This window comes from Devosia sp. (assembly GCF_041917035.1).
Classification (GTDB): domain Bacteria; phylum Pseudomonadota; class Alphaproteobacteria; order Rhizobiales; family Devosiaceae; genus Devosia_A.
Genome location: NZ_JAYRYM010000004.1, coordinates 40,031 through 52,710, shown reverse-complemented (window position 1 = coordinate 52,710; position 12,680 = coordinate 40,031). Strand labels below are relative to the sequence as shown.

The 12,680-nt window shown below is 67.1% G+C and carries 11 protein-coding genes; all 11 read left to right on the top strand.

The features are described from left to right. On the top strand, positions 1-1,465 hold a 1,465-nt coding region (locus ACE3TU_RS01445), incomplete at its 5' end, for an ABC transporter permease (protein ID WP_374619262.1). Between the two features lie 2 nt (positions 1,466-1,467). Next, on the top strand, positions 1,468-2,655 hold the full coding sequence (locus ACE3TU_RS01440; protein ID WP_374619260.1) for an efflux RND transporter periplasmic adaptor subunit: 1,188 nt from the start codon (positions 1,468-1,470) through the stop codon (positions 2,653-2,655). Positions 2,656-2,711: 56 nt separating this feature from the next. Continuing rightward, a complete protein-coding gene (locus ACE3TU_RS01435; protein WP_374619258.1) occupies positions 2,712-4,175 on the top strand; it encodes a class I adenylate-forming enzyme family protein in 1,464 nt (487 codons plus the stop codon). Continuing rightward, the gene (locus ACE3TU_RS01430) at positions 4,172-4,771 is read left to right on the top strand and encodes a GNAT family N-acetyltransferase (RefSeq protein WP_374619256.1); all 600 of its coding nucleotides are present in this window, start codon (positions 4,172-4,174) and stop codon (positions 4,769-4,771) included. Before ACE3TU_RS01435 ends, ACE3TU_RS01430 begins: the two co-directional genes overlap by 4 nt. Then, positions 4,761-4,991 (top strand): acyl carrier protein, encoded by a 231-nt coding sequence (locus tag ACE3TU_RS01425; RefSeq protein WP_374619253.1) that lies wholly within the window; start codon positions 4,761-4,763, stop codon positions 4,989-4,991. The genes ACE3TU_RS01430 and ACE3TU_RS01425 overlap by 11 nt, the downstream gene beginning before the upstream one ends. Before the next feature lie 108 nt (positions 4,992-5,099). After that, complete coding sequence (locus ACE3TU_RS01420) at positions 5,100-6,128, top strand: LacI family DNA-binding transcriptional regulator (RefSeq protein ID WP_374619252.1); 1,029 nt, start codon at positions 5,100-5,102, stop codon at positions 6,126-6,128. Between the two features lie 140 nt (positions 6,129-6,268). Beyond that, positions 6,269-7,528 carry an ABC transporter substrate-binding protein gene (locus ACE3TU_RS01415; RefSeq protein WP_374619249.1) on the top strand — a complete coding sequence of 420 codons (1,260 nt, stop codon included), beginning with the start codon at positions 6,269-6,271 and terminating at the stop codon, positions 7,526-7,528. Between the two features lie 147 nt (positions 7,529-7,675). Beyond that, positions 7,676-8,506, top strand: coding sequence for a carbohydrate ABC transporter permease (locus ACE3TU_RS01410; RefSeq protein ID WP_374619265.1), 831 nt, complete (start codon positions 7,676-7,678; stop codon positions 8,504-8,506). Then, positions 8,503-9,321: a carbohydrate ABC transporter permease gene (locus ACE3TU_RS01405; protein WP_374619246.1), complete on the top strand. Its 819-nt coding sequence runs from the start codon at positions 8,503-8,505 to the stop codon at positions 9,319-9,321. Before ACE3TU_RS01410 ends, ACE3TU_RS01405 begins: the two co-directional genes overlap by 4 nt. Before the next feature lie 9 nt (positions 9,322-9,330). After that, the gene (locus ACE3TU_RS01400) at positions 9,331-11,514 is read left to right on the top strand and encodes a glycoside hydrolase family 2 TIM barrel-domain containing protein (RefSeq protein WP_374619243.1); all 2,184 of its coding nucleotides are present in this window, start codon (positions 9,331-9,333) and stop codon (positions 11,512-11,514) included. Between the two features lie 10 nt (positions 11,515-11,524). Beyond that, the gene (locus tag ACE3TU_RS01395) at positions 11,525-12,592 is read left to right on the top strand and encodes an ABC transporter ATP-binding protein (RefSeq protein ID WP_374619241.1); all 1,068 of its coding nucleotides are present in this window, start codon (positions 11,525-11,527) and stop codon (positions 12,590-12,592) included. Positions 12,593-12,680 lie beyond the last annotated feature (88 nt).

Here is a 12,680-nt window from a genome sequence, read left to right as displayed (position 1 = left end):
CAAGGCGCTCGGCTACGGCTCGGTCAGCATCGCCTGGCACTACGTCAAGCTGTCGCTGCTGATCGTGGCGATCGGGGTGGTGATCGGCTGGGGTATCGGCGCCTGGCTCGGCCGGCAGATGGCCGGACTTTACGCCGAGTTCTACAAGTTCCCCTTCCTGCTGTTCGACGAGCGGCCGGATGTCTTCGCGATCTCGGCGCTGGCAGCGCTGGTCGCGGCGGGACTTGGCAGCGCGCAGGCCGTCGCCTCGACGGTGCGGCTGCCTCCCGCGGTGGCGATGGCCCCGCCGGTTCCGCCGGTCTACATGCGCTCGGTGCTCGATGCCATCGGCCTGATGCGCCTGTTGCCGATGGCCCTGACCATGGCGCTGCGCAACATCATGCGTCGGCCGCTGCGATCCGCACTGACCACGCTGGGCATCGCGCTGGCCGGTGCGCTGCTCGTCGCCGGGCTCTTCGCCGAAGATTCGATCGATTTCATGATCGATGCCACCTTCTACAAGGCGGAGCGTCAGCAGGCGAGCCTCATCCTGGCCCGGCCGGTGGGCGGGAGCGGGCTCGAATCGGTACGTCGGCTGCCGGGCGTCATGGCGGCGGAGCCGTCGCGCAGCGTTGCGGTGGTGTTGAGGAACGGACTGCATTCGAAGCGCTCGGCGCTGGTGGGCAAGCCCGGCGTGACCGAGCTGAGCCGGGTCGTCGACCTCGACCTTGTCCCGGTCGTCCTGCCCGATCGTGGCCTGATGCTGTCGCAGATGATGGCGCGGCTGCTCGATGTCAGGGTCGGAGACGAGGTCGAGATCGAGCTGATGGACGGCACCGGCCGCGTGCTCACCGAGACGGTGTCGCAGATCGTGCAGCAGTTCGTGGGGCTCGGCGCCTACATGGAACTGAGCGAACTGAACCGGCTGCTGGGCGAGGCGCCGGTCGCCAACAGCGTGGCGCTGATGGTCGACGACACCGCCTGGCCGCAGCTCTTCGCCGCCGTCAAGGCGGTGCCGATAGTGGCCGGCATGACGCTCGAGCGTCGGACCGTCGAGCGCTTTCGCGAAACCATCGGTGAGAATATCGGGCAATCGCGCGCCATCTACTCGATCCTCGCCTGCCTGATCGTGTTCGGGGTGGTCTACAATGCCATGCGGATCCAGCTCAGCGAGCGGGCGCGGGAACTGGCGAGCCTGAGGGTGCTCGGCTTCACGCTGGCAGAGGTCTCGGTAATCCTCCTCGGTGAACTGGCGGTGCTGGTGGCGATCGCCATTCCGGCCGGCTGGCTCGGCGGCTACGGCCTTGCCGTATCGGTCACCGAGGGTTTCCAGAGCGAACTGTTCCGCATCCCGCTGATCATCGAGCGCTCGACCTACGCCACCGCCGGACTGATCGTGTTCGGGGCGGCCGCCTTCTCCGCCTACCTCGTCCAGCGCCGGGTCAGCCGGCTGGACATGATCGCAGTGCTGAAGACAAGGGATTGACCATGAAGTGGGGTCGCATCGCCGTCATAGGGGTCGTCGCGGCTGCCGCGGTCGCGGGGCTGTGGTGGGCCTTCACGCCCAAGCCGCTGTCGGTCGAGACCGCCACCGTTGCGGCCGGGGATCTCGTCATCACCGTCGAGGACGAGGGGCTCGCGAGGATGCGCAATGTCGCGCGGCTGTCGATGCCGGTTGCCGGCGAACTGCTGCGCCTGCCGGTCAAGGTCGGTGACGACGTCGCTGCCGGCGAAGTGGTCGCCTCGATCCTGCCGGTCGAGAGCGCGCTGCTCGATGCGGTGTCCCGCGCCGAGGCCGAAGCCGCGGTTGCGGCGGCCGAGGATGCCGTTCTCGCCGCGCAGTCGGAACACGAGATGGCGACTTCGGAACTGGGCTACTGGCGAGGGGAGGCGGCGCGTAAGGAGAGCCTGCTCGAAAAGGGCGTGACCACGGCACAGGCCCTGCAGCAGGTGCAGCTCGAACTGGCGCGGCGGGAGGCGCTGGAGGTGAGTTCGCGAGCGGCGCTGGCGATGCGGCAGCACCAGCTCGAGCAGGCCCAGGCCCGCCTCGCGACGAACGGGAAGACCGCGCAGCAGGGCGTACGCCGCGAGGTGTCGGCGCCGATGGCGGGACAGGTCCTCAGCATTGCCAACGAGAGCGGACGCAGTCTGCCGGCAGGTACTCCCCTGATGGAAATCGGCGAACCCGGGGCGCTGGAAGTGGTCGTCGACCTGCTCTCGGCCGACGCGGTCCGCATCCGCCAGGGCGCCGCGGCGATGATCACCGGGTGGGGCGGCGAGGGCGTGCTGGAGGCCAGGGTCGACCGGATCGAGCCGACGGGCTTCACCAAGATATCGGCGCTCGGCGTCGAGGAGCAGCGGGTCCCCGTGCATCTGCAACTGACCGGGCCGCCGTCGGGCCGGGAGGGGCTCGGACATCTCTACCGGGTGTTCGTCCAGATCGAGGCCGAGCACATGAGCGGGGTGACACTCGTGCCGGCGGCCGCACTGTTCCGCGTCAACAACGCGTGGAGCGTGTTCGTGCTCGCGGGCGAACGGGCCGAGCTCAGGGCCGTCGGCATCGGCGGCCGCACGGCGCAGCTGGCCGAGGTGACGAGCGGGCTTGCCGCCGGCGAGGTGGTGATCCTGCATCCCAACGACCAGATCGCGGACGGAACCCTGGTCCAGCCGCGCTGATCGATGCAATCGATTGCCGCCGGTTCACTGCGCGTTCATCGGCGCCGGTGTGTGGTGTGGCGGCCATCGCGGCGCAAAGGGGAGCGACCAGCCAATTGCAGCCATCGACGCCGCTTCTCGCCATGCTGCCCGATGAGGCGCGCCTTCATTCGGTTCGTACCGGCATCACACTCGACGGCAAGCAGATCCGCGCCGAAGCGGCCCGGCAGGCCCGGACGTTCGCCGCCCTGGGGCTGGGGCCCGGCGCGCGCATCGTGGTCGGGGAGGCCGATCCCCTTGATGCGGTGATCGCCATGCTCGCCGCATGGACGGCGGGGCTCGTGGCCGTTGCCGTCAATCCCGCGCTTGCGGCGGACGAGCAGGCCAATGTCGTCGCCGCGACCGGCGCGCGGCACTGGGCCGGAGCGTGCCGCGTGGCACTGCCGGAGAACAGCCCGTCCGCCGGGCCTCACGCCGGGCCGCTCGGGCCCGACGTCCCGGCATTGATCCTGATGACCTCGGGCACGACCGGCCGGCCAAAGGGCATTGTCCACACGCAGCGCAGCCTGATGGCGCGCATCACGCTCAACATCGCCACGATCGGACGGCCGGTGCTGGCGGACAGCCTCTGCATCCTGCCGGTCTTTTTCGGCCATGGCCTGATCGGCAACGTGCTGACGCCGCTGCTCGCCGGCGGGACCGTGCACCTGCTGCCGGGCCCGGACATGTCCGAGTTGCGTGGGCTGGGCGCGCTGATCGATCACCACGGGATCGGCTTCATGAGTTCGGTGCCCTCGTTCTGGAAGCTGGCGCTGCGGCTGGCCGAGGCGCCGGCGCGCCCGCTCCGGCGCGTTCAGGTCGGCTCCGCGCCGCTGTCGGTGGCGCTGTGGCGCGAGATTGCCGACTGGGCGGGCACCGGGGAGGTCTTCAACCTGTTCGGCATGACGGAAACCGCCAACTGGATCGGCGGCGGCCGGCTGGACGAGGCCGGCGGCCGTGACGGCTTTGTGGGGCGGGCCTGGGGCGGGCGGTTCGCCGTGCTGGCGGAGGATGGGCGGATCGCCGACCGGGGCCGGGGCGAAGTCCTCGTGATCACGCCCTCGATCATGCAGGGCTATTGGGAGCGGCCGGATCTCGATGCCGAAGCGTTCAGCGACGGCTGGTTCCGCACCGGAGACATCGGCGAGCTGTCGGCCGGCGGCGAACTGGTCCTCGTGGGGCGGATCAAGACCGAGATCAACCGCGGCGGCATCAAGGTGCAGGCGGAGGAGGTCGACATGCTGCTCGAACGTCACCCCGATATCGTCGAGGCCTGCGCCTTCGGCATCCCGGACCCGGTGTCCGGCGAGGCAGTGGCCGCCGCCATCGTGCTGCGCGCGGGGGCGCGCTTCGATCCGGAGGCGATCAAGGCCTGGTGCCGTGTGCATGCGCGCGCCGACGCGGTCCCGACACGGCTGACGCAGATGCAGGCGATACCGCGCAACGATCGTGGCAAGATCGTCCGCGCGGACGTGCGGCGCGCTGCCGAGGACCGTGCATGAAGATCGTCCTCAAGCCGGCAAACCGGCAACTGGCACAGCGACTCGAGACCGAGCGCTACATCCTCGAGCCGCTGGGCATCGCCTCCGCCATCCGCCTGATGCTGCCCTGGCGATCCGATCCCGAAATCCTGATGGGTGTGCTGCATGCACCGGCGCCGATGTCGGCCCTCGAGTGGATCAGGCGGGCCCCGGTTCCCAACAACGTCGATCGCTTTGCCTTTGCCATCGTGCCGAAGTCGATCGGCGTGCCGATCGGCATGCATGCCGTTCGCATGCTGGCGGAGCGCCGGGCCCGCAATACCGTGGCCATCGCCAATCGCGACTGGTGGGGCGCCGGCGTGGTGCTGGAGGTCAGGGCACGGCTGATGACGCATTTCTTCACGCATTCCGACGTTGAGCGCTTCGTCGGTTCGTGCAATGCGAGGAACTCGGCCTCGGTGTTCAACTATCGCCGGCTCGGCTACGACCATGTGGGAACGCGGCTTTGCGCACAGCGAAATCCGCTGACGGGGGGGCCCATCGACGTGCTGGATTTCGAGATGGAAAAGGATCGCTGGCTCGCCTCGCCGCTGGCGCAGGGACGCCGTGCACCCTGAAGCGAGAGCTTGCGCCATCGTCGCCGAGGCGCTCGGCCTGCAGTCGCCTGTCGATATCGGGGACGACATGGGCACCCTCGGGGCCTGGGACAGCCTCGCGCACATGCGCCTGATCCTCGGTATCGAGGCGGCCCTCGGACGCACCCTGTCGGCCGACGAGATCGCGTCGATCACCTCGGTGCGCGACGTTGCGCAACTGGTCGATCCGAGGGGCGCGTAGGGCGCCGCGGGTCGGGCCGGGGCCCGGGGCGCTCCGGTCCGCCGGAGGGCCGGCTGTTGACAAGTCGGGCCGTGGGTTGCACGGGTTGCGCGCAGAACAGGTCTGGCCATGGTTACCCTCAAGGAAATCGCGGGTGTCGTCGGGGTCTCGACGGCGACGGTGTCGCGCGTGCTCAACTTCGACGCGACGCTGTCGATAACCTCCAAGAAGCGGCAGGCGATCATCGAGGCGGCGGAGGCGCTGAACTACTCGACGCCGCGGGCCCGCAACCGGGCCAGCCAGCAGGGGCTCAGCAAGGTGGCGCTGGTGCACTTCCTGCGTCCGGATCAGGAATTGATCGATCCCTACTATGTCGCGTTGCGCCTCGGGATCGAGAGCCGCTGCCAGGCGCTGAAGATCGAGACGGTAAAAGTTTACCACACCGATTCGATGCCCGACGCCAGCCTGCTGCAAAGTGCCTCGGGCGTGATTGCCATCGGGTTCCACCGCGACGAGGAGATCGCCTGGCTGAGGCGCCATGCCCGGCATCTGGTGTTCGCCGACTTCTTCCCGCCCAGCGACGAACATGACTGCGTCGGCTGCGACCTGGCCGCGGCGACGCGCAAGCTCCTGGGCGCGCTCAAGGGGCTCGGCTACCGGCGGATAGGCTTTGTCGGCTGGATGGAGGAGGGGGCCAGCGATCCCCATGCCGAAGTCCGCTGCCGGACCTATCTCGAGTGGAGCAGGGCCAACGCGACGCTCGATCCGGCGATCTGCGTGACCGACCGGGCGGTGGAGCGCAACACCGAGCAGACCGGCTACCGCCTGGCGCGTCGATTGCTGGAGCAGCCGGCGCGTCCCGATGCGATCGTCACCTGCAACGACAACATCGCCGTCGGCGCCTACCGCGCCATCCACGAACTGGGCCTCAGAATCCCCGAAGATGTCGCGGTTGCGAGCTTCAACGACATTTCTGTGGCGCAGTTCCTCGGGCCGCCCCTCTCCACCATCCATCTGCCGGCCGAGGAGATCGGCGAGGTCGCCGTGGAACTGCTGCTGGAGCAGGCGGCGGGCAGGGACCTGGCCAAGCGCATCAACCTTGCCTCCCGGCTGATCTGGCGCGGCAGCACCCGCACCGAGGCCTCCGCAACCACGTGAGGGACAGGCGATCCTTCCTGTCCGACGGCCTTTCCTCGTCAGCGAGATAAATATTTACTGAAAATCTTGCGCCGTCCGGGGGCTCCGGCTACAACTTTCGGCGGAGGCGGAACGACGCCTTGCCCTTGGGAGGATACCTGATGAATCGCAACACAACGCGATGGCTGGCAGTCGCCGGCATTTCCCTGCTGTCGGTCAGCGTGGCCATGGCCGGCAAAGTCACGGTCTGGTGCTGGGACCCGAACTTCAACGGCGCCACGATGAAGGAAGCCGGCGACCGCTTCAAAGCCGCGCATCCGGATTTCGAGCTGGAGATCGTCGACTTTGCCAAGGCCGACCTGGAGCAGAAGCTGCAGGCGCAGCTGGCATCGGGCACCACCGACGGCCTGCCCGACATCGTGCTGATCGAGGACTACGGCGCACAGAAGTACCTGCAGTCGTTCCCGGCCGCCTTCGAGCCGCTCAACGGCAAGATCGACTATGCGGGCTTCGCCCCCTACAAGGTCGAGCTTGCCACGGTGAACGGGCAGACCTACTCGCTGCCGTTCGACTCCGGCGTGACGGGCTATTTCTACCGCGCCGACCTGCTCAAGGAGGCCGGCTTCTCCGACGCCGACCTGCAGAGCATCACCTGGGACAAGCTCATCGAGGTCGGCAAGGCGGTCAAGGAAAAGACCGGCAAGGGGCTGCTGCCGATCGATCCCAATGACGCGGGCTGGCTGCGCATCATGATGCAGTCGGCCGGCAGCTGGTACTTCAATGCCGACGGCAGCCCGAACATTGCCGGCAATGCCGTGCTCAAGGCCTCGCTCGAGACCTACCAGCGCATCCTGGCAGCCGGCATCACCGCCCCGGTGTCCGGCTGGACCGAGTATACCGGCAGCTTCACCTCGGGCGCGACCGCCTCGACCTTCACCGGCGTATGGATGGTCGGGACCATCAAGGCGAACCCGGACCAGGCCGGCAAGTGGGGCATCGCCCCGCTACCCAAGCTCGACGGCGTCGAGGGCGCCACCAATGCCTCGAACCTGGGCGGCTCGAGCTGGTACGTGCTGTCCTCGTCGGACAACAAGGACGAGACGATCAGCTTCCTCGACGAGATCTGGGGCAAGGACGTCGACTTCTACCAGAAGATCCTGGTCAACCAGGGCGCACTCGGTTCGCTGCTGGCGGCGCGCGACGGCGATGCCTACAAGGCCAGCGACGACTTCTTCGGCGGTCAGCCGGTGTGGCAGAACTTCACCACCTGGCTGGGCCAGATCCCGTCGGTCAACTACGGCGTCTTCACCAACGAGGCCGACGCGGCCGTGGTGGCGCAGATTCCGGCGATCACTGGCGGCGGCAATATCGACGAGATCATTGCCAACATCGACGCCCAGGTGCGTCAGCTGACCCAGTAACGAGCCGGGCAGGGGGCGGTCGATCCGCCCCCTTTCCGTCCGGCGCCGGGGGGTGCCGGACGCGGCGGATGGTTGAGGGGCGGGGAAGCGCAATTGGCAAACGCCAGGCTCGGTCGCAGCGAGCAGGTCAACGGCTGGCTGTTCGTCATGCCGGCTTTGATCCTGCTCGGCCTGTTCATGGTCTATCCGATCCTGTGGTCGCTCTGGATGAGCCTGCAGGTCGGGCGCGGCATGAACTTCAGCTTCGGCGGCTTCGCCAACATCCTGCGCCTGACGCAGGATCCGGTGTTCATCCGGGCGTTGAGCAACACGCTGCTGTTCCTCGCCATCCAGGTGCCGATCATGCTGATCCTGGCGCTGCTGCTGGCCAACGCACTCAACGATTCCAGGCTCTGGGGGCGCGGCATCTTCCGCACCGCCATCTTCCTGCCGGCGGTCACCTCGCTGGTGGCCTATTCGGTGGTGTTCAAGTCCATGTTCGCCCAGGACGGCATCATCAACCAGATGCTGATGGGCATTCATGTCATCTCCGATCCCATCCCCTGGCTGGCCGACCCGTTCTGGGCCAAGGTGGTGGTGATCTCGGCCATCACCTGGCGGTGGACCGGCTACAACATGATCTTCTATCTCGCCGCCATGCAGAACATCGATCGCTCGATCTATGAGGCGGCCCGGATCGACGGGGTGCCCGCTTCGGCGCGGTTCTGGAAGATCACCGTGCCGATGCTGAAGCCGGTGATCCTGTTCACCTCGGTGATTTCCACCATCGGCACGCTGCAGCTGTTCGACGAGTCCAACCTGCTCACTGCGGGCGGGCCGTCGGATTCGACGCTGACGCTGTCGCTCTACATCTACAACCTGAGCTTCAAGTTCATGCCCAGCTTCGGCTACGCCGCCACCGTGAGCTACGTGATCGTGGTGCTGGTCGGCCTTCTGAGCCTGGTGCAGTTCGTCCTCGCCCGGGATCGTCGCGGATGAAGTCCCCGTTCGCCATACTGGGCCGGCTCGCCACCTACGTGCTGCTGACGCTCGCCGCCTTCATCTCGGTGTTCCCGTTCTTCTGGATGGTGGTGGGCGCCACCAATACGTCGGCCGACATCATCAAGGGCAAGGCGACGCCGGGGGTGGTGCTGCTCGACAATATCGGCAAGTTCCTGGCCTCGGTGGACATGGTGCGGGTGCTGTTCAACTCGTTCCTCGTCGCCGGGGTCGGCACGGCGCTGACGCTGCTGATCTCCTCGCTGGCCGGCTACGGCTTCGAGATGTTCCGGTCGCGCGCGCGGGAGCGACTGTTCGCGGCCATGCTGCTGATGCTCTCGATCCCGTTCGCCGCGCTGATGGTGCCGCTCTTCGTGATGATGGCCAACCTCAAGCTGATCAACACCTTCCAGGCCATCCTGCTGCCCGGCATCGCCTCGATCTTCATCATCTTCTACTTCCGCCAGGCCACCAAGGCCTTCCCCGCCGAGCTGCGCGACGCGGCGCGGGTGGACGGGCTCAAGGAGTGGCAGATCTTCCTCCACATCTACCTGCCGGTCATGCGCTCGACCTATGCGGCGGCGACGATCATCATCTTCATGGCCAACTGGAACAACTACCTGTGGCCGCTGATCGTGCTGCAGACCAACGAAATGAAGACGCTCACGCTCGTGGTCGCCGGGCTCACCTCCGCCTACACCCCGGACTACGGGGTGGTCATGCTCGGGGCGATCTTCGCCACCCTGCCCACCCTCGTCATCTTCTTCCTGCTCCAGCGCCGCTTCGTCGAAGGCATGCTGGGCGCCGTCAAATAAGGACTTCGCATGCGTTCGGTCACCAGTTTCAACGACGGCTGGCTCTTCGAGGACGGCGTGCCCGTGTCGCTGCCGCACACCGCGGTCGAGCTGCCCTTCTCGTATTTCGACGAGCGATGCTACCAGCGCCAGTTCACCTATCGGAAGCGGTTCCGGAGCGATCCGGCCTGGTCCGGGCGGGAGGTCTGCGTCGTGTTCGACGGCGCCATGGCCAATGCCCGGGTAAGTCTCAACGGCGAGGCGATCGCGGCGCACAGCGACGGCTACACGCCGTTCGAGGCGCGACTTACCGGCCGGCTGAAGGATGGCGACAACGAGCTCGTGGTCGTCATCGACGGCAGCGAGAACCCCGATATCCCGCCGTTCGGCGGGCGCATCGACTATCTCACCTATGCCGGGATATACCGCGACGCGTGGCTCAGGGTCACCGATCCGGTCTTCGTTCAGCGCATGAAGATCGAGACCCCCGAGGTGCTGGCGGCAGAAAAGACCGTGCTGGTCGAGGTCGACCTCGGCAATCCGCAGAACCTGGCCTTTGCCGGCAACGCCACTGCGACGCTGCGGGACGCATCGGGCAGAGTGGTCGCCAGCGCCACGGCCCCGTCGGCCGCGCATGTCGGCTTCCGCTTCGAGGCTCTCGAAGGCATCTCGCTGTGGGATATCGACGCGCCGGCCCTCTACTCAGTCGAGGTCCGCGTCGGGGAGGACAGCCTCGTCGAGCGCTTCGGCTTCCGCTCCGTCGCCTTCGATGCTGCGGGATTCAGGCTCAACGGGCGGCTGCTCAAGCTCAGGGGGCTCAACCGCCACCAGTCCTTCCCTTACTCGGGCTATGCGCTGGGTCGGGCCGCGCAGGAACGCGACGCCGAAATTCTCAAGCACGAGCTGCACGTCAACATCGTGCGGACCTCGCACTATCCGCAGTCGCACTGGTTCCTCGATCATTGCGACCGCCTGGGGCTGCTGGTCTTCGAGGAAATCCCCGGCTGGCAGCATATCGGGGGAGAGACGTGGAAGGCCGAGGCGGTCGAGAACGTTCGCCGGATGATCACGCGGGACTGGAACCACCCCTCGATCGTCATCTGGGGCGTGCGCATCAACGAGAGCCAGGACGATCACGACTTCTACGCCGAGACCAATCGGCTCGCGCATCAGCTGGATCGCACGCGGCCCACGGGCGGGGTGCGCTACATCACCGACAGCGAGCTGCTCGAGGATGTCTACACCATGAATGACTTCATCCTCGGCAACGAGGAGCTGGGCGGCAACCGCCCGCGCACGGCGCTGAGACCGCAGAGCGAAGTGACCGGCCTCGACTATCCGGTGCCCTACATGATCACCGAGTTCGGCGGGCACATGTTTCCGACCAAGAGCTACGACCAGGAGCAGAGGCAGGCCGAGCATGTGCGGCGCCATCTCGAGGTGCTCGATGCCGCCTATGGCGATCCGCAGATTGCCGGTGCCATCGGCTGGTGCGCCTTCGACTACAACACCCACAAGGATTTCGGCTCGGGCGACCGCATCTGCCACCACGGTGTCATGGACATGTTCCGCGAGCCCAAATTCGCCGCCTATGTCTATGCCAGCCAGTGCGCGCCCGACGAGGAGGTGATCCTCAAGCCGGTGACGTTCTGGGCGCGCGGCGAACGAAACATCGGCGGCGTCCTGCCGCTGATCGTCCTTACCAACTGCGACGAGGTGGAGTTGAAGTATGGCGACTACCCGCCCAAGCGGGTGGGCCCCGACCGCGAGGCCTTTCCGCACCTGCCGCACGCACCGGTGGTGATCGACCGGCGCCACTTCACCAGCGAGGAACTGGGGCTGTGGGGCATGGAATGGCTGGGGGTCGGCATAACCGGTTATATCGATGGCACGGCCGTCAAGACGGTGCAGTTCGTCGCAGATCCGGTGGCGACGACGCTGGAGGTGGTGGCCGATCGGACGACGATCGGGCGGACCGACACGGTGCGGGTGATAGTGCGGGCCCTCGACCAGGTGGGCAATCGGCTGCCGTTCCTGTCCGAGCCGGTGGCGATCGACGTCAGCGGAGCCGGGCGGCGCCTCGGTCCCGGACTCGTGCCGCTGCGGGCCGGCAGCACCGGCTTCTGGATCGAGGCGACAGGGAGCGGGCCGATCGCGGTCACGGTGACGAGCCCGGTGCTGGGCAGCCGCAGCATCACGCTCGAGGCGGCATGAGGAGAACACGATGAGCAGCCTGCGACTGCGCGGTGTCACCAAGTCCTTCGGGTCGGTCAACGTCATCAAGGGCGTCGATCTCGATGTTGCCGACAAGGAGTTCGTGGTCTTCGTCGGTCCCTCGGGATGCGGCAAGTCGACCCTGCTGCGGATGATCGCCGGCCTCGAGTCGGTCAGTTCGGGCGAGCTCCACATCGGCGACCAGCTGATGAACGATGTCGACCCCTCGCGGCGCGGCATCGCCATGGTGTTCCAATCCTACGCCCTCTACCCGCACATGACGGTGCGCGAGAACATGGGCTTCGCGCTCCGCTTCGCCGGAGTGCCCAAGCCGGAGATCGAGCGCCAGGTGCAGGAAGCGGCGCGCATCCTCGAACTGGGGCCGCTGCTCGACCGCCTACCGAAGGCGCTCTCCGGGGGACAGCGCCAGCGCGTCGCCATAGGCCGGGCGATCGTGCGACATCCGCAGGTATTCCTGTTCGACGAACCGCTCAGCAACCTCGACGCGGAACTGCGCGTCCACATGCGGATCGAACTGGCGCGGCTGCACCAGGAACTGAAGACGACCATCATCTACGTGACCCACGACCAGGTCGAGGCCATGACACTTGCCGACAAGATCGTGGTGCTGCGCGACGGCATCATCGAGCAGGTCGGCACGCCTTTGCAGCTCTACGATGACCCGGACAACCTGTTCGTTGCCGGCTTCATCGGCTCGCCGAAGATGAACTTCCTCAGGGGCGTGCTGGCTGAGGGCGGGGTCCGCCTGCCGGATCATGGCGACGTCGTGGTCCCGACGCAGGTGAAGGCCGCGCCCGGAACGGTGGTCACCGTCGGGCTGCGCCCGGAGCACTTCGCAAAGGGCGGGCCGGCGGCACTCCCGCTCAGGGTGGAGCTGGTCGAGCACCTCGGCGGCGAGACCTATGCCTATGCCCGGCACGGGCAGAGCGACCTGATGACGCTCGCCACGAACAACGCCCGCGATCTCGCGGCCGGAGATGCGTTCGAGGCCCGGTTCGACCCGGCATGCCTGCTCGTCTTCTCGGCCGACGGCCAGAGGCTGCGCGCGGACCGCTAGCGGCCCGGCGCTCGTGCCGCCTTTTGTGGCGCGCAAGCAATCGAGGCGAAGCTTCGAGCGCGTGCCCCGAAAGTAGCTTGGCAGTTGC

Excerpts from the sequence above, each read along its gene's own strand:
- ACE3TU_RS01440 (WP_374619260.1), top strand. The coding sequence starts at position 1,468 with ATGAAGTGGGGTCGCATCGCCGTCATAGGGGTCGTCGCGGCTGCCGCG.
- ACE3TU_RS01430 (WP_374619256.1), top strand. The coding sequence starts at position 4,172 with ATGAAGATCGTCCTCAAGCCGGCAAACCGGCAACTGGCACAGCGACTC.
- ACE3TU_RS01420 (WP_374619252.1), top strand. The coding sequence starts at position 5,100 with ATGGTTACCCTCAAGGAAATCGCGGGTGTCGTCGGGGTCTCGACGGCG.
- ACE3TU_RS01415 (WP_374619249.1), top strand. The coding sequence starts at position 6,269 with ATGAATCGCAACACAACGCGATGGCTGGCAGTCGCCGGCATTTCCCTG.
- ACE3TU_RS01410 (WP_374619265.1), top strand. The coding sequence starts at position 7,676 with ATGCCGGCTTTGATCCTGCTCGGCCTGTTCATGGTCTATCCGATCCTG.
- ACE3TU_RS01405 (WP_374619246.1), top strand. The coding sequence starts at position 8,503 with ATGAAGTCCCCGTTCGCCATACTGGGCCGGCTCGCCACCTACGTGCTG.
- ACE3TU_RS01400 (WP_374619243.1), top strand. The coding sequence starts at position 9,331 with ATGCGTTCGGTCACCAGTTTCAACGACGGCTGGCTCTTCGAGGACGGC.
- ACE3TU_RS01395 (WP_374619241.1), top strand. The coding sequence starts at position 11,525 with ATGAGCAGCCTGCGACTGCGCGGTGTCACCAAGTCCTTCGGGTCGGTC.